This is a genomic window from Pseudomonas sp. LBUM1676 (assembly GCF_059695605.1).
The window spans coordinates 6,162,165-6,181,967 of the sequence record NZ_CP166777.1; the positions used below are offsets into that span (position 1 = coordinate 6,162,165).

Annotated in this window: 19 protein-coding genes; 11 read left to right on the forward strand and 8 right to left on the reverse strand. The window is 60.0% G+C overall.

The annotated features are described in order from the left end of the window. Nucleotides 1-3: 3 nt before the first annotated feature. On the forward strand, nucleotides 4-645 hold the full coding sequence (locus ACA041_RS28485; RefSeq protein WP_497438840.1) for an oxidoreductase: 642 nt from the start codon (nucleotides 4-6) through the stop codon (nucleotides 643-645). Nucleotides 646-790: 145 nt separating this feature from the next. Here ACA041_RS28485 and ACA041_RS28490 read toward each other — a convergent pair whose 3' ends face one another. The 4 genes from ACA041_RS28490 to ACA041_RS28505 form a co-directional block, all read right to left on the reverse strand. Next, nucleotides 791-1,075, reverse strand: a complete 285-nt coding sequence (locus ACA041_RS28490; protein WP_497438841.1) for a YceK/YidQ family lipoprotein — start codon at nucleotides 1,073-1,075, stop codon at nucleotides 791-793. Further along, nucleotides 1,068-1,700 carry a flavin prenyltransferase UbiX gene (gene ubiX, locus ACA041_RS28495; RefSeq protein ID WP_128871424.1) on the reverse strand — a complete coding sequence of 211 codons (633 nt, stop codon included), beginning with the start codon at nucleotides 1,698-1,700 and terminating at the stop codon, nucleotides 1,068-1,070. The genes ACA041_RS28490 and ubiX overlap by 8 nt, the downstream gene beginning before the upstream one ends. Continuing rightward, the gene (mpl, locus tag ACA041_RS28500; protein WP_497438842.1) at nucleotides 1,697-3,046 is read right to left on the reverse strand and encodes a UDP-N-acetylmuramate:L-alanyl-gamma-D-glutamyl-meso-diaminopimelate ligase; all 1,350 of its coding nucleotides are present in this window, start codon (nucleotides 3,044-3,046) and stop codon (nucleotides 1,697-1,699) included. Before mpl ends, ubiX begins: the two co-directional genes overlap by 4 nt. A gap of 188 nt (nucleotides 3,047-3,234) precedes the next feature. Further along, nucleotides 3,235-5,148 carry a sigma-54-dependent Fis family transcriptional regulator gene (locus tag ACA041_RS28505; RefSeq protein WP_497438843.1) on the reverse strand — a complete coding sequence of 638 codons (1,914 nt, stop codon included), beginning with the start codon at nucleotides 5,146-5,148 and terminating at the stop codon, nucleotides 3,235-3,237. Nucleotides 5,149-5,447: 299 nt separating this feature from the next. Between ACA041_RS28505 and exaC the strand changes: the two genes are divergently transcribed. The 10 genes from exaC (at nucleotide 5,448) to ACA041_RS28555 (ending at nucleotide 15,511) form a co-directional block, all read left to right on the forward strand. Next, the gene (gene exaC, locus ACA041_RS28510; RefSeq protein WP_497438844.1) at nucleotides 5,448-6,968 is read left to right on the forward strand and encodes an acetaldehyde dehydrogenase ExaC; all 1,521 of its coding nucleotides are present in this window, start codon (nucleotides 5,448-5,450) and stop codon (nucleotides 6,966-6,968) included. 161 nt (nucleotides 6,969-7,129) lie between these two features. Beyond that, nucleotides 7,130-8,578: an ethanolamine permease gene (eat, locus tag ACA041_RS28515; protein ID WP_497438845.1), complete on the forward strand. Its 1,449-nt coding sequence runs from the start codon at nucleotides 7,130-7,132 to the stop codon at nucleotides 8,576-8,578. Nucleotides 8,579-8,627: 49 nt separating this feature from the next. Then, nucleotides 8,628-10,022 (forward strand): ethanolamine ammonia-lyase subunit EutB, encoded by a 1,395-nt coding sequence (locus ACA041_RS28520; protein WP_497438846.1) that lies wholly within the window; start codon nucleotides 8,628-8,630, stop codon nucleotides 10,020-10,022. A gap of 8 nt (nucleotides 10,023-10,030) precedes the next feature. Continuing rightward, nucleotides 10,031-10,855: an ethanolamine ammonia-lyase subunit EutC gene (gene eutC / locus ACA041_RS28525; protein WP_497438847.1), complete on the forward strand. Its 825-nt coding sequence runs from the start codon at nucleotides 10,031-10,033 to the stop codon at nucleotides 10,853-10,855. A gap of 114 nt (nucleotides 10,856-10,969) precedes the next feature. After that, nucleotides 10,970-11,431 (forward strand): GNAT family N-acetyltransferase, encoded by a 462-nt coding sequence (locus ACA041_RS28530; protein ID WP_497438848.1) that lies wholly within the window; start codon nucleotides 10,970-10,972, stop codon nucleotides 11,429-11,431. Nucleotides 11,432-11,733: 302 nt separating this feature from the next. Further along, on the forward strand, nucleotides 11,734-12,390 hold the full coding sequence (locus ACA041_RS28535) for a DedA family protein (protein ID WP_497438849.1): 657 nt from the start codon (nucleotides 11,734-11,736) through the stop codon (nucleotides 12,388-12,390). Nucleotides 12,391-12,396: 6 nt separating this feature from the next. Continuing rightward, a complete protein-coding gene (locus ACA041_RS28540; RefSeq protein ID WP_497438850.1) occupies nucleotides 12,397-13,218 on the forward strand; it encodes a M90 family metallopeptidase in 822 nt (273 codons plus the stop codon). A 113-nt stretch (nucleotides 13,219-13,331) separates the two neighbouring features. Beyond that, nucleotides 13,332-13,859, forward strand: coding sequence for an inorganic diphosphatase (gene ppa, locus ACA041_RS28545; protein ID WP_028620880.1), 528 nt, complete (start codon nucleotides 13,332-13,334; stop codon nucleotides 13,857-13,859). Between the two features lie 228 nt (nucleotides 13,860-14,087). Continuing rightward, nucleotides 14,088-14,834: a S24 family peptidase gene (locus tag ACA041_RS28550; RefSeq protein WP_497438851.1), complete on the forward strand. Its 747-nt coding sequence runs from the start codon at nucleotides 14,088-14,090 to the stop codon at nucleotides 14,832-14,834. A gap of 425 nt (nucleotides 14,835-15,259) precedes the next feature. After that, nucleotides 15,260-15,511 (forward strand): type II toxin-antitoxin system RelB/DinJ family antitoxin, encoded by a 252-nt coding sequence (locus ACA041_RS28555; protein ID WP_497438852.1) that lies wholly within the window; start codon nucleotides 15,260-15,262, stop codon nucleotides 15,509-15,511. A gap of 58 nt (nucleotides 15,512-15,569) precedes the next feature. On the opposite strand, the gene ACA041_RS28560 is transcribed toward ACA041_RS28555, so the two are convergent. From ACA041_RS28560 to ACA041_RS28575, 4 genes are all read right to left on the reverse strand, one after another. Then, a complete protein-coding gene (locus tag ACA041_RS28560; protein ID WP_497438853.1) occupies nucleotides 15,570-16,910 on the reverse strand; it encodes a type II toxin-antitoxin system HipA family toxin in 1,341 nt (446 codons plus the stop codon). Further along, nucleotides 16,910-17,173, reverse strand: a complete 264-nt coding sequence (locus tag ACA041_RS28565; protein ID WP_150801135.1) for a helix-turn-helix domain-containing protein — start codon at nucleotides 17,171-17,173, stop codon at nucleotides 16,910-16,912. Before ACA041_RS28565 ends, ACA041_RS28560 begins: the two co-directional genes overlap by 1 nt. A gap of 190 nt (nucleotides 17,174-17,363) precedes the next feature. After that, entirely contained in the window at nucleotides 17,364-18,179 is an 816-nt protein-coding gene (locus ACA041_RS28570; RefSeq protein WP_497438854.1) for a YfaP family protein, read from the reverse strand. 3 nt (nucleotides 18,180-18,182) lie between these two features. Beyond that, nucleotides 18,183-19,802, reverse strand: a complete 1,620-nt coding sequence (locus ACA041_RS28575) for a DUF2300 domain-containing protein (protein ID WP_497438855.1) — start codon at nucleotides 19,800-19,802, stop codon at nucleotides 18,183-18,185. Nucleotide 19,803: the final 1 nt, after the last annotated feature.

A 19,803-nucleotide genomic window follows, 5' to 3' on the forward strand; every position in this document is an offset into this window, starting at 1 on the left:
ACTATGTACTTGACGCCTCAGCACGTACTGCTTGCCGGAGCTACCGGTTTGACCGGTGAACATCTTCTCGACCGTCTGCTCAATGAGCCAACGATCGCACGGGTATTGGCACCTTCGCGCCGGCCACTGGCCGAGCATCCTCACCTGGAAAACCCGGTCGGTGACCCGGCGGTGTTTCTGCCGCAATTGAACGGTCGCGTCGACATCGCCTATTGCTGCCTGGGCACCACCATCAAGCAAGCCGGTTCGGAACAGGCGTTTCGTGCCGTCGACCTGGACATGGTGGTGGCCTTCGCCAAGCGGGCGCGGGAGATGGGTGCACGGCACTTGATCGTGATCAGTGCCTTGGGGGCCGATCGCAGATCCTCGATTTTCTACAACCGGGTCAAAGGCGAGATGGAATACGCATTGCGCGCGCAGGATTGGCCGCAATTGACTATCTGCCGGCCTTCACTGCTGCTGGGCGAGCGCATCGAACCACGGATGGCCGAGCAGTTCGCCGGGCCATTGTCCCGCTTGATCCCCGGCAAATACCGCGGCATCGAAGCCTGCCATCTGGCGCGTGCGATGTGGCGGCTGGCGCTGGAAGAACAGGATGGGCTGCGGATTGTCGAGTCGGATGAGTTGCGCAAGCTAGGTAAGTAGTCTTGTGGCGTCTGAAATGACGCCTTCGCGAGCAGGCTCGCTCCCACATTGGATTGTATCGCACACCAAATTTGTGATCGATGAAGATCAAACTGTGGGAGCGAGCCTGCTCGCGAAGGGCGCGGCACCGATGCTAAGCCGCACGCTACAACCCACCCGTCGCCTGAAAGCTCACGCCCAACACCGTCAGCAACGACAGCGGCAACAACAGGGTGTCGAGCAAGGCACTGGCCGGAAGGTCGACCCCGGGATAGCTCGGCGCTTCAGCACCGAAGCGGTCCATGGCGCAGCAACCGCCGTTCATGGCATACAAATCCAGTCGAGTCCCCGCGTACACCACCGGCGCCCCCGGCTTGGCGGCGTCGAGCGTGCGCGCGGTGGCGCAACCCGTCAATTGCAACGCCAGCACAAGCGCCAGCAGCTTATTCATCGCTGGTCAGATGGTGTTCGCCCCAGCGCGGCAGCATGTCCTGGGGAATGTTCAGCAGGTTGAGAATCCGCGCCACCACGAAATCGATCAGGTCATCGATGGTTTGTGGCTGATGATAGAAACCCGGCGACGCCGGCAAAATCGTCACGCCCATATTCGACAACTTGAGCATGTGCTCCAGATGGATGCTCGAATACGGCGCCTCGCGCGGCACCAGAATCAACTGACGACGCTCCTTCAACGTGACGTCGGCGGCACGCTCGATCAGGTTGTTGCAAGCCCCCGTCGCAATGGCCGACAAGGTCCCGGTGGAGCACGGCACCACCACCATCGCCGCCGGCGCTCCGGAGCCAGAGGCTACCGGCGACATCCAGTCTTCCTTGCCGTACACCCGGATCTGCCCGGCGGCAGCGCCGGTGTATTCGGTGAGGAAGGCCTGCATCATTTGAGTCTTTGGCGGCAACGTGACGTCGGTCTCGGTAGCCATCACCAGTTGCGCTGCCTTGGAGATCAGGAAGTGCACTTCGCGGTCTTCGCGAATCAGGCAATCGAGCAGGCGCAAACCGTACTGGGCACCTGACGCGCCGGTCATCGCCAGCGTGATGCGTTCCGGACCGTTGTTCATTGCAGCGCCTGGGCGAGTTTGCCGTGCAGGCCGCCGAAGCCGCCGTTGCTCATGATCACCACGTGAGTGCCGGGCTGGGCCTGGCTCTTCACGCGTTCGATGATGCCTTCCAGCGAATCGCTGACGATCGATGGCACCGTGCACAAGGCGGCGATGGCGCCCAGGTCCCAACCCAGGTTGGTCGGCGCATACCAGATCACCTGATCGGCATCGACCACGCTCTCCGGCAAGCCATCACGATGGGCACCGAGCTTCATGGAGTTGGAGCGCGGCTCGATGATCGCGATCAATGGCGCGTCGCCGATACGTTTACGCAGACCGTCGAGCGTGGTGGCGATGGCGGTCGGATGGTGAGCGAAATCGTCGTAAATGGTGATGCCACGAACTTCCGCGACTTTCTCCATCCGCCGCTTCACGCTTTTGAAGGTGCTCAAAGCAGCAATGCCCATCGACGGCACGACGCCGACATGGCGCGCCGCAGCCAAAGTCGCCAGGGCGTTCGCCACGTTGTGCTGCCCGGTCATGTCCCACTCGACCACACCCTGGACGACGCCTTCGAACATCACTTCGAATGCCGAACCGTCTTCGCTCAGCAACTTGACCTGCCACTGACCGCCGGCCCCGGTGGTTTGTACCGGCGTCCAGCAGCCCATTTCGATCACGCGTTGCAGCGCCGGTTCGGTGGTCGGATGGATCACCAGGCCTTCGCTTGGAATTGTCCGCACCAAATGGTGGAATTGCCGCTCGATGGCTGGCAGATCGGGGAAGATGTCGGCGTGATCGTACTCCAGGTTGTTCAGGATCGCCGTGCGCGGGCGGTAGTGAACGAACTTGGAGCGTTTGTCGAAAAAGGCGCTGTCATATTCGTCGGCTTCGATGACAAAGAACGGAGTGTCACCCAGGCGCGCCGACACCGAGAAGTTCTGCGGCACGCCACCGATCAGGAAACCCGGACTCATGCCCGCATGTTCCAGCACCCAGGCGAGCATGCTGCTGGTAGTGGTCTTGCCGTGAGTGCCGGCAACGGCCAGCACCCAGCGGCCTTGCAGCACGTGATCCGCCAGCCATTGCGGGCCTGAGACGTACGGCAGGCCTTTGTTCAACACGTATTCGACGGCCGGGTTGCCGCGGGACATGGCGTTGCCGACCACCACCAGATCCGGTGCCGGATCGAGCTGCGCCGGGTCGTAGCCTTGGGTCAACTCAATGCCCTGAGCCTCCAGCTGAGTGCTCATCGGCGGATAGACGTTGGCATCGGAGCCCGTCACGTGATGGCCCAGCTCTTTGGCCAGAACCGCCATCGAACCCATGAAAGTGCCGCAGATACCAAGAATATGAATGTGCATAGTCGACCTCGTAAAACATGGCCGCAGGTTAGCCCAGGAAGGGGAAATTCGCACCTTGTGTTTCCAAACCAGACGCCACCGGTCCTGTAGGAGCGAGCGGTGCGGCGATCCGAATTGCCCGCGAAGCTTTTGGCCGCTTCGAGGTCCCCTTCGCGGGCAAGCCGCGCTCCTACAGGGGTTCAGTGCATTTACCGGGATATGCCGTGTTTACGCAGCTTGCGATAAAGCGTATTGCGGCTGACGCCCAGCTGTTCGGCTGTGTGGGTCATGTGCCACCGTGTCTGTTCCAACGCATTGAGCAACGCCAGCCGCTCGGCATCATCCAGCGGAAACTCGGACGGCTCTTCAACGGCCGTCACCTGCACCGGCCGAGCCTGACGAATCATCGCCGGCAAATCCTCCAGGCCGATTCGCCCCTCGTCACACAACGCCGCCAACGTACGCAGCACATTACGCAACTGCCGAACATTCCCCGGCCAGGCAAACCCCAGCAACGCCTGGCGCGCCGGCTCATCAATCAGCACCGTCTCGCCGCCCGCCTCTTCGGCCAGCAAAAAGTCGAGCAACCGGGATTTATCACTGCGATCGCGCAAGGCCGGCAGTGCAACTTCCAGCCCATTGAGCCGGTAATACAAATCCTCGCGGAAACTGCCGTCCTGCACCCGCTCCAACAGATTGCGGTGAGTGGCGCTGATGATTCGTACGTTGACCGACTCCGGCTCGCCGCCGATCGGCACCACCTGACGATCTTCCAGCACCCTTAACAGCCGGGTCTGCAAGGCCAGCGGCATGTCGCCGATTTCATCGAGGAACAAGGTACCGCCATCGGCCTGCTGCAGCTTGCCACGCATGCCTTCCTTGCGTGCCCCGGTGAAACTGCCGCCACGATAGCCAAACAGCTCGCTCTCGATCAGGCTTTCGGGAATGGCTGCGCAATTGAGCGCGACGAAGGCTTTTTCGGCCCGTTGACTGGCGTGGTGCACGGCTTTGGCGAAAGCTTCCTTGCCGGACCCGGTTTCGCCGTTGATCAGCAACGGCACGTCACGCTCGAAGACTCGCAGGGACTTGCGGAAATCTTCCTGCAACGCCGCATCGCCCAGACAGATACCGGCCAGCCGTGGGCGTTCGGCAACCCTCGGGCTTTGCACCGCCGGCACCGGAATGCTGCGGGGTTGCCCTCGCAGCAAGGCAAACAGGCTCCGCCCGTCACGGGTGCGCAACGGCCAACTGGCGCTGGCATCGACGCTCGCACGACCGAGCAGTTCATCCAGCGAGCAGTCGAAAAACGCCTCGACCGGCTTGCCCAATAACCCACCACGAATATGCCCCAGCAGGTTCAGCGCGCTCTGATTGACGGCGCTGATCCGCCCTTCGCCGTCGAACGCCAGCAGCCCTTCGCTGAACAAGCCGACGGATTCAGCCTGCAGATGAAAACGCAGCAACCATTGATTGTCGAAATAACGCAGGAAGTAGCAGCTCTCGATCATCTTCGCCGAAAGGTTGACCAGGGCCATGGTGTGGAACTGACTCTGCCGTGAGACTTCGTGCCGCGCCGAGGACACGTCAAGCACCGCCAGCAGCTCGCCATGAGGATCGAACACCGGGCTCGCCGAGCAGGTCAGGCCCGTATGACGGCCGCGAAAATGTTCGTCCTGGTGGATGGTCAGGGACTGCCGCTCTACCAGGCAGGTGCCGATGCCATTGGTGCCTTCACAGGCTTCGCTCCAGTCGGCACCCAGCCAGAGCCCGGCGCGTTCGAAGATCTTGCGCTCGGTCGGCGCGGTGACGCAGTTGAGAATGACCCCGCGGGCATCCGTGAGCAGCACCGCGTGACCGGCGCCAGAGAGTTGCTGATGCAAGCTGGACATTTCGTTGCCGGCAATGTGCAACACCTGCTGCAAGCGTTCACGACTTTCCAGGAGGCGACCATGTTCCAGCACCGTCGGCGCCATGGTCAATGCCGGGTCGAGGTGGTAGTCCTCAAGACAGCGCAGCCATGAACGGGCAATGGAGGGATCGCTGCCGGGCCCCTGCAGGTGCGATTTCCCTTGCGTGACGGTCAAGACCTGCTGGGCATGGCGACTCAAATGGTTGTCGTGCATTTCTTGTTGTTCTCCCCTGGGCTCGATGGCCCTGCTTGAGGTGATGCCCAGCATCCTCCAGCGCTTCGCGCATTGCAATGCTGGCAAGACCACCCGGTCACAAGCTGTGCCACAAACGGTACAAAGTGTCACGGTGGCTGTACCGAAAGCGTCACATGCCCGGCCCGCCTGTCCGACAAAAATCGCGCAAGGCCTTGATTTACCTGACCTGCAGCGCAGTGGCCCGACCTTTGCTCTAAGCTTATAGCAAGCGCTCATGCGCGCTCCCTTATAAGTACAAAAGCCAAGGAGAAAACATCATGCGTTACGCTCACCCCGGTACTGAAGGCGCTATCGTTTCGTTCAAGAGCAAATACGGTAACTACATCGGCGGCGAGTTCGTCGCGCCTGTTAAAGGTCAGTACTTCACCAATACCTCGCCAGTAAATGGCCAACCGATTGCCGAATTCCCGCGTTCCACGGCCGAAGACATCGACAAAGCCCTGGACGCTGCCCACGCCGCAGCCGATGCCTGGGGCGCCACGTCCGCCCAGGCTCGCTCGCTGGTGCTGCTGAAAATCGCCGACCGCATCGAACAGAACCTGGAAGTCCTGGCGATCACCGAATCCTGGGACAACGGCAAAGCCGTGCGTGAAACCCTCAACGCCGACATCCCACTGGCGGCCGACCATTTCCGCTACTTCGCCGGTTGCATCCGTGCCCAGGAAGGCAGCGCCGCCGAGATCGATGGCAACACCGTGGCCTATCACATCCATGAACCGCTGGGCGTGGTCGGGCAGATCATCCCGTGGAACTTCCCGATCCTGATGGCTGCCTGGAAACTCGCCCCGGCCCTGGCGGCCGGCAACTGCGTGGTGCTCAAGCCTGCCGAACAAACCCCACTGGGCATTACCGTGCTCATGGAGCTGATCGGCGACCTGCTGCCGCCGGGCGTGCTAAACGTCGTGCAAGGCTTCGGCAAAGAAGCCGGCGAAGCACTGGCCACCAGCAAACGCATCGCTAAGATCGCCTTCACCGGCTCGACCCCGGTCGGCTCGCACATCATGAAATGCGCCGCCGAAAACATCATTCCGTCCACCGTGGAGCTGGGTGGCAAGTCGCCGAACATATTCTTCGCCGACATCATGCAAGCCGAAGAAACCTTCATCGAAAAAGCCGCCGAAGGCCTGGTGCTGGCGTTCTTCAATCAGGGCGAAGTCTGCACCTGCCCTTCCCGCGCATTGGTGCAAGAGTCGATCTACGACGACTTCATGAAAGTCGTGATGAAGAAAGTACTGTCGATCAAACGTGGCGACCCGCTGGACACCGACACCATGGTCGGCGCCCAGGCGTCCGAGCAGCAATTCGACAAAATCCTTTCGTACCTGGAAATTGCCAAGGGCGAAGGCGCCGAGTTGCTGACCGGCGGCAAGGTGGAAAAACTCGAGGGCAACCTGGCGACCGGGTATTACATCCAGCCGACCCTGCTCAAGGGCACCAACAAAATGCGCGTGTTCCAGGAAGAAATCTTTGGCCCGGTGGTGAGCATCACCACCTTCAAGGACGAAGCCGAAGCCTTGGCCATCGCCAACGACACCGAGTTCGGCCTGGGCGCCGGTCTCTGGACCCGCGACATCAACCGCGCCTACCGCATGGGCCGCGCCATCAAGGCCGGTCGTGTGTGGACCAACTGCTATCACCTGTACCCGGCGCACGCCGCGTTCGGTGGTTACAAGAAGTCCGGCGTCGGTCGTGAAACCCACAAGATGATGCTCGATCACTATCAGCAGACCAAAAACCTGCTGGTGAGCTACGACACCAATCCGCTGGGTTTCTTCTAACCGGGCTGAAACACCGCAAAACCATGTAGGAGCGAGCTTGCTCGCGATGGACGTCAACGATGACGAGGGCTGCCTGGATGTACGCAGCGCCCTCACGTCCTTCGCGAGCAAGCTCGCTCCTACAGGGGTCCGCATTAAAAACAATAAAAAAGGTAAATCCTATGCCCAGCGAATACCCTGGTGCTTCGGCGCCCGGCTCATCTGTGGACTTTGAAAAAGTCGGCTCCGACTATTTCCAGCAACGGGAACTCAAAAAAGGCGCGGCAGGCTGGGTCCTGCTGGTTGGCCTCGGCGTGGCCTACGTCATCTCCGGCGATTACGCGGGGTGGAACTTCGGCCTGGCCCAGGGGGGCTGGGGCGGCATGTTTCTCGCCACGCTGCTGATGGCCACCATGTACCTGTGCATGTGCTTTTCCCTGGCGGAACTGTCTTCCATGATCCCTACCGCTGGCGGCGGCTACGGTTTTGCCCGTAGCGCATTCGGCCCCTGGGGAGGGTTCCTGACCGGCACCGCGATACTGATCGAATACGCCATCGCCCCGGCGGCGATCGCGGTGTTTATCGGCGCTTATTGCCAATCGTTGTTCGGCATCGGCGGCTGGATGATTTACCTGGCGTTTTACATCATCTTTATCGCCATTCACATTTTCGGGGTCGGCGAAGCGCTGAAACTGATGTTCGGCATCACCGCCGTCGCCGCCCTGGCACTGGGTGTGTTTCTGGTCAGCATGGTCCCGCACTTCAGCGTCGCCAACCTGCTCGACATCCCGGTGACCGAGGCCAAGGGCGCCAGCAGCTTCCTGCCTTTCGGCTATGTCGGCGTCTGGGCAGCCATTCCCTATGCCATCTGGTTCTTCCTGGCTGTCGAAGGCGTGCCACTGGCGGCGGAAGAAACCAAAAACCCGAAACGCGACCTGCCCCGCGGGCTGATCGGCGCCATGCTGGTGCTGGTGAGCTTTGCCCTGCTGATTCTGGTGATCGGCCCTGGCGGCGCGGGCGCCAATGCCCTGGTGACCTCGGGCAACCCATTGGTCGAAGCGCTGAGCAAGGCCTACGGCGGCTCGACCTGGATGGGCCACTTCGTCAATCTGGTGGGTCTGGCGGGTCTGATTGCCAGTTTCTTCTCGATCATCTACGCCTACTCACGACAGATTTTCGCCCTGTCCCGAGCCGGCTACCTGCCGCGCAAACTGTCAGAAACCAATAAAAGCAAAGCTCCCGTACTGGCCTTGATTATCCCCGGCATCATCGGGTTCGGGTTGTCGCTGACCGGTCAGGGCGACTTGCTGATCCTGGTGGCGGTATTCGGCGCGACCATTTCCTACGTCTTGATGATGGCGGCGCACATCACGCTGCGTATTCGGCGCCCCAAAATGGATCGGCCATATCGCACCCCAGGTGGAATTTTCACCTCGGGTGTCGCCTTGGTGCTGGCTTGCATCGCCGTGGTAGCAGGTTTTCTGGTGGATCCGCGCGTAGTGATCGGCGCCGCGATCATCTATGGAGTGTTAATTGCTTACTTTGCCTTCTACAGTCGGCATCACCTGGTAGCCGGTACGCCCGAAGAAGAATTCGCGGCCATCCAGAAAGCTGAAGAAGCCCTGCATTAGGCCGGACACTACGGCGCAGACCCTGTCTGCGCCGTCACGGAGAATCTTTATGGCAAGTTTTGCTCACACGGTCGGCGCACAGACCTATCGCTTCGAAAGCCTCAAGGAAGTGATGGCCAAGGCCAGCCCTGCGCGCTCCGGGGACTTCCTGGCTGGCGTCGCCGCCCTCAATGATGGCGAGCGGGTTGCCGCGCAGATGGCGCTGGCGAATATTCCCCTCACTCACTTCCTGCAGGAAGTACTGATTCCCTACGAGTCCGATGAAGTCACCCGCCTGATCATCGACACTCACGACAAACAGGCTTTCGCCGTCGTCAGCCACCTCACCGTCGGCGGCTTTCGCGACTGGCTGCTCAGCGATGCCGCCGACGAACAGAGCCTGCGCGCCCTCGCCCCCGGCCTGACCCCGGAAATGGTCGCCGCCGTGTCAAAGATCATGCGCGTGCAGGATCTGGTACTGGTGGCGCAGAAAATCCGTGTGGTCACTCGATTCCGTGGCACGCTGGGCCTGCGCGGCCGGTTATCGACCCGCCTGCAGCCGAACCACCCCACCGACGAGCCGGCCGGCATTGCCGCAAGCATTCTCGACGGCCTGCTGTACGGCAATGGCGACGCGATGATCGGCATCAACCCGGCCACCGACAGCCTAACCTCCATCTGCGCCATGCTGGAAATGCTCGATGCCATCATCCAGCGCTACGAGATTCCCACTCAAGCCTGCGTGCTGACCCACGTCACCACCTCGATTGAGGCGATCAATCGCGGTGTTCCGCTGGACCTGGTGTTCCAGTCCATCGCCGGCACCGAAGCGGCCAACGCCAGCTTCGGGATCAACCTAAACGTATTGCAAGAAGGCTACGACGCCGGTCTGAGCCTGAATCGCGGCACCCTGGGCCAGAACCTGATGTATTTCGAGACCGGCCAGGGCAGCGCCCTGTCGGCCAATGCCCACCACGGCATCGATCAACAGACCTGTGAGACCCGCGCCTACGCCGTGGCGCGACATTTCAAACCGTTCCTGGTGAACACCGTCGTGGGGTTCATCGGCCCGGAATACCTGTACAACGGCAAGCAAATCATCCGCGCCGGCCTCGAAGACCACTTTTGCGGCAAGCTGCTGGGCGTGCCGATGGGCTGCGATATCTGCTATACCAACCACGCCGAAGCCGACCAGGATGACATGGACACCCTGCTGACCCTGCTCGGCGTGGCCGGGATCAACTTCATCATGGGCATCCCCGGTTCCGACGACATCATGCTCAACTACCAGACCACGTCGTTCCACGACGCGCTCTACGCGCGTCAGACCCTGGGGTTGAAACCGGCGCCAGAGTTCGAAAAATGGCTGGCAACCATGGGCATCTTCACCCAGGCGGACGGCAAGATTCACTTTGGCGACAGCCTGCCACCGGCCTTCCGTCAGGCCATGGCGCAACTGGGATGAGTGTTGTAATGGATAAACCACCTGTTGATCAGCAGAACCCGCTGCTGGAATTGCGCCGCCTGACGCCGGCGCGGATCGCCTTGGGCCGCACCGGCACCAGTATGCCGACCAGTGCGCAGCTGGATTTCCAGTACGCCCACGCCCAGGCCCGGGATGCGGTGCACTTGCCGTTCGACCATGTCGGGCTCAGTTCGCAACTGGCGGCGCGCGGGCGTGAAAGCCTGTTGCTGCACAGCGCGGCAACGGACCGTAACAGCTACTTGCAGCGCCCGGACCTGGGGCGAAAGTTGAGCGAGGGGTCGGCGCAGATCCTGCGCAATCACGCAGCGGCCAATCCCGGTGGCGTCGACCTGGCCATCGTCGTCGCCGACGGCTTGTCAGCCCTGGCCGTTCATCGCCACAGCGTGCCATTCCTGACACGAATGGAAGAACAGATCGAGGTTGAAGGCTGGTCTATTTCCCCTGTGGTTCTGGTTGAGCAAGGCCGCGTGGCCGTGGCCGACGAGATCGGCGAGCTGCTGGGCGCCAGGATGGTCATCATCATGATCGGTGAGCGCCCTGGCCTGAGCTCGCCAGACAGCCTGGGATTATATTTCACTTATAACCCCAAGGTCGGCCTGACCGATGCCTATCGCAATTGCATCTCCAACGTGCGACTCGAGGGCCTGAGTTACGGCATGGCCGCGCATCGGTTGCTTTATCTGATGCGCGAAGCCTGCCGGCGGCAGTTGTCGGGGGTGAATCTCAAGGACGAGGCTCAGGTTCAGACGCTGGATGCGGACTCTGAAGCAGGTATGAAAGGAAATTTCCTACTGGGCCCGCTGGATGCCTGAAGCGTTTCCGCATTGCGTTTCCATTCCGGTTTCAGGCAGGATCGAGGCACGGCCGCCAAGGGTTTCCCATCGCCGTCACCACGTACGACAGCCACTTGAAGACGAGACCTACCAATGCGGATTATTCAAGCGACCCTCGAACACCTGGACCTGCTGACCCCGTTATTCGTCAAATATCGCGAGTTTTACGGCTCGTTGCCGTATCCGGACTCATCCCGGGCGTTTCTCGAGAAGCGCCTGCGGCGCAAGGAATCGGTGATCTATCTGGCCCTGGCCGACGACGAAACCAACAGACTGATGGGTTTCTGTCAGTTGTACCCGAGCTTTTCGTCGCTTTCGCTCAAGCGCGTGTGGATTCTCAACGACATCTACGTCGCCGAAGATGCCCGCCGCCAGTTGGTGGCCGACAACCTGATCCGGACGGCGAAGAAGATGGCCAAGGAAACCAATGCCGTACGCATGCGTGTTTCCACCAGCAGCAACAACGAGGTGGCGCAGAAAACCTATGAATCCATCGGATTCAAGGAAGACACCGAGTTCAAGAACTACGTGTTGCCGATCAGCGACGGGCTCTGATCCACTCCGGATAACTGTAGGAGCGAGCTTGCTCGCGATGTTCGTCAACGATAACGCTGCAAACCTGATACCCCGCAGCGTTCTCAGGTGCATCGCAAGCAAGCTTGCTCCTGCAAAAACATACCGCATCCCACTGTCCGCCCTGTGCGAAATCCCCCGCTACAAACTCGACGCGCTTTTCACCACTCAGCCCGTATAATGCTGACCTTTCCGGCTTGTAAGAAAAACTACTCCCATCTGTAGGCTTTCGCGAAGTCATCCGCACAGGCCCGCCGAGTCGGGCCGTCACCCCAGGTGCCTCCATGGATTTCAACCCGCTCGACCTTATCCTGCATCTCGATGTTTACCTCGACTTGCTGGTGAACAACTACGGGCCATGGATCTACGCCATCCTGTTTTTGGTGATCTTCTGCGAGACCGGCCTGGTGGTGATGCCATTCCTGCCGGGCGATTCCCTATTGTTCATCGCCGGCGCCGTCGCGGCCGGGGGCGGCATGGACCCGGTACTGCTGGGTGGCCTGCTGATGCTGGCGGCGATCCTGGGCGACAGCACCAACTACGTGATCGGACGAACGGCGGGGGAAAAGCTCTTCAGTAACCCGAACTCGAAGATCTTCCGTCGCGATTACCTGCAACAAACCCATGATTTCTACGACAAGCACGGTGGCAAGACCGTGACCCTGGCGCGTTTCCTGCCGATCATCCGCACCTTTGCACCGTTCGTCGCCGGAGTGGCAAGAATGCCTTACCCGCGTTTTTTTGCATTCAGCGTCCTCGGTACCATCCTGTGGGTCGGCGGCCTGGTCACCCTCGGCTACTACTTTGGCAACGTGCCGTTCATCAAGCAAAACCTGTCGCTGCTGGTCGTGGGCATCATCCTGCTGTCGCTGGTGCCAATGATCATCGGCATCGTCCGCAGCCGCTTCGGCAACGCCGCGTCCAAAGCCCACCCGCGCTGATCCGGCATGTGGTCGCTTAGCGCCTGGCGTCGCCGGCGCATCCTGGCCAGGCATCCGATTGCCGACGACCTGTGGCAGCGGGTGCGCCATCACCTGAGTTTTCTCGATGGCCTCAGCGCCGCCGAGGACCAGTGGCTGCGCGAAGCCTGCGTGCTGTTTCTCGAAGACAAGCACCTGACTGCCCTGCCCGGCGTCGAACTGCATCAGGAGCAGCGCCTGCTGCTCGCCGCCCAGGCACAACTGCCGCTGCTGCATCTGGGCGATCTGAACTGGTATCAGGGTTTCCACGAAATCGTCCTCTACCCCGACGATTTCCTCAGCCCCCAACGCCATCGTGACGCCAGCGGCGTCGAGCATGAGTGGGATGGCGAGCACAGCGGTGAAGCCTGGCAACAAGGCCCGGTCATCCTGGCCTGGCCCGGCGTGATGGCCAGTGGCGGCTGGGAAGGCTACAACCTGGTGATCCACGAACTTGCGCACAAACTCGACATGCTCAACGGCGACGCCAACGGCCTGCCGCCACTGCACACCGACATGCGGGTCAGCGACTGGGCCAAGGTGATGCAAGAAGCTTACGACGACCTTGATCGGCAACTGGAGCTCAATCCCGACGCCGAAACCGCCATCGACCCGTACGCGGCGGAAAACGCCGCCGAATTCTTCGCGGTCACCAGTGAATACTTCTTCAGCGCCCCGGATTTGCTACATGAGGCGTATCCTCGGGTCTATGAGCAGTTGAAGCTGTTCTACCGCCAGGACCCGCTGGCCCGGCTGCGGCAACTTCTGGCCGAAGACCCGGTCTATCAGGCACATGAGGCACGCGACTAAGGTCTACACGACCTCTGGTCCATAGCAACGGTGGCGGAATATGCCTATAATCGCCGCCACTTTTTGGTCAATCCGGCCAAGTGTTTTTGGTCAACTAACGGGGGCACCGCCCAATGAGCTACAGCAAGATTCCGGCTGGCAAAGACCTGCCGAACGACATCTACGTCGCGATCGAGATCCCGGCCAACCACGCGCCGATCAAATACGAAATCGACAAAGACAGCGATTGCCTGTTCGTTGACCGTTTCATGGCCACCCCGATGTTCTACCCGGCCAACTACGGTTTCATCCCGAACACCCTGGCCGACGACGGTGACCCCCTCGACGTGCTGGTCGTGACCCCTTACCCGGTTGCTCCAGGCTCGGTCATCCGCGCCCGTCCGGTCGGCATCCTGCACATGACCGACGACGGTGGCGGCGATGCCAAAGTCATCGCAGTCCCACACGACAAGCTGTCCCAGCTGTACGTCGACGTGAAGGAATACACCGATCTGCCACCTCTGCTGCTGGAACAGATTAAGCACTTCTTCGAGAACTACAAAGACCTCGAAAAAGGCAAATGGGTGAAGATCGAAGGCTGGGGCGACGCAGAAGCCGCTCGTACAGAGATCATGAAGTCGGTTGCTGCCTATAAAGGCTAAAGCCAGCTGTCAGCGTTTAGCTGCAAGCTGCAGGAAAACCCCGGTTGATCCGGGGTTTTTTGTGGGCGTCTGAAAAACGATTTTTAAACGCTCCGTATAGTGGTCTGCGAATATGGGTTTTGTTGTTTAATTGTCCCGAAAAGCGTCTTACATCCGGTCTAAATTTCCCTCGCAAATTGAACAGTTCGTTTATTCAAAGCCCCACCCGGCGCCAGTAGACTCGCGTTCATGAAAAAAAATACTAGCGGTCCACGGTTTAAAGCGCTCCTCGCAGCGGCGAACATTACGACGACAGGGTTCGCCGAATTCCTCGACACGGCGCCGCAAAACGTCCACAACTGGTACGCCCGCGGTGTGCCCGCCCACTGCATGGAAGAAGTCGCCAGAAAGCTATCCGTCAATAGCGAATGGTTGAAAACCGGCGAAGGCCCGAAAGACGCCAAAGAACTGCGTCTACTCGACGAATCCGGCTACACCTTCGACGCCCAGGCGCTCCGCGGCATCTACAGGGTCATCGAGCCGACCGATGTCGAACTGCCCTTCTATAAAGAAACAGTCATCCCGCCGGGTACCCACAAAACGCAGGTCATGAAGGATCCCGGCCAATCCATCCGCCTGCCGCGTAGCGATCTCGACTCCCTGGAAATCAACCACGCCGACGCCATCTGCGCCCGCATGATCGGCAACAGCATGGCCGAAAGGATTGAAGACGGCTCGATCCTCGCCATCGACCGCGGGCTCACGCAAATTATCGACGGAGAGATCTACGCCATCGAGCATGACGGTATGTTGCGGATCAAATACCTGCATCGAATTCCAGGCAATGCGCTACGCATGCGCAGCCACAACAGCGCCGAATACCCGGATGAGATCTTCAGAGCCGCGCAAATTGAAGAACAGAACATCAGGGTATTGGGCTGGGTCTTCTGGTGGTCGACCCTGAACAAACGCAGGCCGCCCGTACCGTTCTTGTAATGCCGCGATTCTTCTTCGCCATCACACCCCCCCTGTAGGAGCTGGCTTGCCAGCAAAGGCGGCAGAACATTCACCCTCAAATCCAGGTCTGCTCCATGGTCTAAAGCATCCCCGACAGCCCTATCTCACACACCAAGCTGGGAATTCTCCAAAAAAATCAGTATGCTGCGCCCCACATTTGCGCATCGACCCTTTCCCAAGGCTCAGATCGCACCGACCAGGCGGATCACTTTCTCGCCGAGTCCCACAGCCGGACGCAAGATCCGGGTGTACGTTTTGAAGGCTGGCGCGGTTTACCAAAAATAAACCAAGCCAGTCCCCGAGAAGCCGGCCACAAGCCGGCTTTTTAATGCCTGAAAGAAGGGTTGTCGGGCTTGGAGCGTAACAGCTATCGTAACGACGAACGTCATTACAGGTATCTCACCATGGCTTCCATTAACATTCGCATTGACGACGACCTGAAGCAGCGTTCATTTGCAGCGTTAGAGAAACTCGGGGTGACGCCATCCGAGGTTCTGCGCCAAACCCTTCAATACGTCGCCGAACGAGGCAAATTGCCTTTCAAGGCAGCCTTACTTAGCGAAGAGGATGAAGTCCTCATCGCAGTGGTCACCGAACGTCTTGCCGCCCCTCAGCGAGTCAAGGTAAGCCTGGATGACCTAAAGCCTCGAATTTGATCATGCCCGATTAATACCCCTCAGCATTGGGTCGGCGAGTATTGCCTTGATACGGGGTTTACCTGCGTTTTCTCGGAGCCAACAACTCGGAACGGCCAATCTGTTCTCGACTACTTTCTGCTGCTCGCGGGCCTGAGAACCCCGCCTCCGTAATGGCGGTATCCAACCCTCGAAATTGCGGAGCTGCTCTCGAACTCCGTAACGTTTCCATACCCTCGTTCCAGGCATGCACCATGTGTTTGGCCACATCACGCCAGGCTGGCTCGTTTTTCGCGGCTTCGATCACTTCTTTTCCCACCGTGATAGCCGACTCGCACAATTGCTCGACCATCATGGCGTACTGACGCGGGGGAATCCCCAAAACACCATTGAAGAAGATCTCGAGCGTGCGGCCCGGCGCCCAGGTCTGCCGACCGCCCACAGATAAACCTGGGGGATTCGAGGCGAAACGGGGATAAGCCTGAGTGGTCACCAAGTCATAGATTGGTGTGAAGGCGACGTCGGCTCGTGAAGTGTAATAGAGCGCGATGTTTTTGGCGTGACAGTCGGCGTTTCGCACTACGTAGTTCGCCAAAATGTGCCAGCCGAAGTGCTCACGCTGCTCACGTAGCCGGTCTCCGGTTATGTAGGGGCGGGTGGCCTTCCATACTCGCTCGGTGGTGGTTGCGTATTTCTCATGAGGCGGAAGCCCCAACAATCCACACGCATCTTCCAGCCCGCAACGCGGTTGACCGTGCTCATCGACGTCGAAACGATCCACTACCAATATTCGCCCATCGTCCGACATGTTGCAGGTGGCTACCGGTACGACCTGCAATCGCTCCAGCACACGCATGGTGTAGAACTCGTTGAAGCCCAGATAGGGTGTCGTGTCGTCCGAGCCTTTGATGATGTGAAAACCAGTACGCAGGGTGGGTTTGCCCAAGGGCAAATCGTGATGTTTGACATCTGTCGCTATGAATTTAGGTACTACTCCCGATATCGCCGCTCGTGCGTAACGTCGCACCAGTGCAGCAAAATGTTCTGTGGTGTTTTCGGCGGTCAATAATTGGTCAATTTCCAAGGGCTCCATTTCGGCGCCCGGTGCGACGCCTTTAGGCGTGACGGTCACCCGCCCAATTCCGGCGCCACCGATTACAGCCAGCAATGAAAGATCGGTGCCGTCGAGCAATGCGCCAAATTCCTCACGGATCACCCCTAGCAAATATCCCTCAGGCAAGTTCTGCCGAAAAAACGGGAACAGATCGCGGGGCCACCGCCAAGGCTCCTCCCGAACAGGTAACGCCAAGCTGACGAAGTCCCCATTTTCCGTCCCAGGCAAGTACTTCAAAATGTACTCATCGCGCTCTCGGTAGAGTTTGGCGACCGTTCTTGCGCTGACATGAACATCTAAAATCATTATTCAGAAACTCCGGAGCGCTGCTCGGCCAGGATGTCTTCAACGGTACGCTCATGTCCGGCCTTCACCAGCTTCAAGTCATACCCGGCCGCTTCCAACAGGCGCACGAACGCCGAGACGCTCATATCGCCTTTAGCCATCGTCTCCATGCGCGCCACGGTCGAACGGGATACGCCAGCACGTTTAGCCAATGCTTCCTGACTCAAGCGGGCTTTGCCTCGGGCCTGCTTCAACATATCGGCAACGTCAAACAGAGTCGTCATTTGTAGCCTCTGAGCATCAAAAATCGTCACTTCGTCGATTACTGTAGCCTCTGTGACACAAAAATCGCAACATCCATTATGGTTTTTAATCATCAGTCAATTTTGTAGCTTGAAAGCTACAATTTTGTCCAGAGAAGCAAAATTTGTAGCTTGTGAGCCTCAATCAACAACTCTGCTAAGACTTTTTCCCTCACGGATAACTAAACCCCTTAACCAACGTCAACTCCCCCACCGCCCGCATCGGCACCAGAAACGTCTCCATCTTCTCATCCGGCGTCCCCTCCTCCGTAATCACCGTCACCTGCGCCGTGGTCAGCGGCTGCACTGCATCCCCCTGCCCCTCTTCATCACTGCGGTACCCGCCGCCGAAGTAATTCACATACACCAGATACTGCCCCTTGATCGGCGCAGGCATGGCGAAGATTTCCGGGCCGTAGCCTGTCGTCACGTCCACATCGAGTGCCGCTCCATTGGCAACGACGCGATCGCCGTACCAGATGTGCGCGCCATCCGGGGTAATCAGGTGCAGGTCCAGATCCGTGCCATCGCTGTCCCACGCCAGCAGCACGCGCAATTTGGCTGGCGTCGCGCCGCCGCTGGTATTGAGGAATTGCGTGCGGTGGCGTTGCTGGCCGTCCGGGCTACGTACTTCGACGCTGTTGCTGCCGTTGGGGAACGAAAACGGTCGATCGAACTGGCCAGCGGGATCGATCTTCAGCGGCATGCTGACGCCATTGACGATCAACCGGCCGGGTTCCTTGGACTTCGGCGTGGCGTTGATCTGGCCGGTGATGCGTGCGGTGTTGGCCTGCCCGACCGGGGTGTTCACCGAGGACGCGGGGTAGTTGACGACCTGGCGAAAGTTTTCGCCTTCACCTTCAGGGGCGCCGGTACGCCAGCCACCCATTGGCGTGTCGAGTTTGACCGCGGCGTTGGCGACCATCGACATCGGCAATGCGCAACAGGCGCAAAGGAACAGCAAGACCTGTGGATAACGGAGTTTCATGGACTATTCCAGCAAAAGGTGGCGGGCGAGCCCTTCGATGTAGGTTTCATCCTGGCCGTTGGGGTGTGCTTCGAAGGCCAGGTGCAGGTATTCGTGGGTCAGGTCGAGTCGGTCTTGCAGCGACAGCACGCCGCGCACGTACAGGCGCTGGCGTTCGCGGTCGACATAGGGGCGGCCGAAGGCCAGGCGGCAGACGGCGAAGGTGCTGACTTCGTTGTAGCCGGTTTCGCTTTCCAGGCGTTGACGCCAGCCGCGGCGCTGTTGTTGTAGCCAGTCCTGGGCGGCGGGAAGTGCCTGGCAGGAGGCCACGGGGTTGTCCCAGCGGCTGAGACTGGCGCGCGGATAGGCGTGCAGCAGGATGGTGTCGTAGCGTTGGCCGGCGCTGGCTTGTTCGACGGCGTGTTGCCAGGAGAGTTTGTCTGGGCCGGGCTGGTCGGAGTGGTAGGTGACGGTGCTGCCGGCGAGGACCAGATCGCTGGTCCAGGCGGCGATGTTGCGTGACTCGGCGGTAGCCGGGCGCGGGGCGACCCGCTGGCGATGGCTGCTGTCGTCGATGCTCAGGCAGTCGCCAGTGCGGGTGGCGTTTTGCAGGAGGTAGGTGCGGATGGCGACGGCCAGCGCTTTGGCGGCTTCGGCGGGTTCGGCCCGGGCTTCGCGCTGCAGGACGCGGGCGACGTATTCTTCGCGATCCAGGCGGGCGACCAGTTTGTCCTTGAGCAAAAAGAGCTCGCCGTCGCTGTGGATATCGAGTTGGTTGCCGTTGGCGAACTCGACCCGGTAGTCGCCCTGCATGGGGCCCGACTCAACCACCCGATCCCCCGCGAGAACGCGTCCGATCGGATAGCGGGAAAACAGCCCGACTTCGACGCAACGCCCCGCGTCTGCGGGCCACTCGACAGGCAACACCGAAGACAATGCCTCGTTGTAATTGCGCAACAACCTCTGACTGGTTCCTCGTCCACCGGCCCAGATTGGCGTTCCATCCGCCAACCACCCGGCAAACCCACCCTGGCGCGATGCAGGGTCCTGATCGTCCAGCCAACTCCAGGTTTTCACCCGCAACCGGCCGCCAAGTTCGCCCACGACATTGCCATCGGCGGCGTTCAAAACCACATCAAGCAATACCCGACGCGCCTGCTCCTGCGCCGGCATCAGGCTCAGCGCCTGCAACAACTCAGTCACCGCAACCCGAGTGCCAGGCTGCAACGACGGCAAGTCCAGCAACCACTCCGGCGCCTGGCGCGCCTGCCAATACTGGCGCCACTCAACGCCAGTAATGCCCAGACGCTCGGGTTCAAAATACAACCCGCAGGATTTCACTAGCGCCTGATCGCGCTCAATCTTGCCACCCGCCGTGCAGCAATAGACTTCCTCTTTCGACTGTCCGCGACATTCGTAAGCCGGTTCCCGCGCGCCGGTATCCACCAGCCAGCCATAAACGAACAACTTCCACACGCTGCCCAGTGGCGTTTCCAATCTGGAAGACAACGGCTCACGGGAGATCACCTGAGTCCGGCTCAAGGCAAGCAGTTCACCCTTGAAGCCCAGGCGCAAAGGCTCATCCTGCGCAGTCGCCAGCGCAGGAATCAAGCACAGCAGCCACCAGACCAGGGGCCGGGTCATG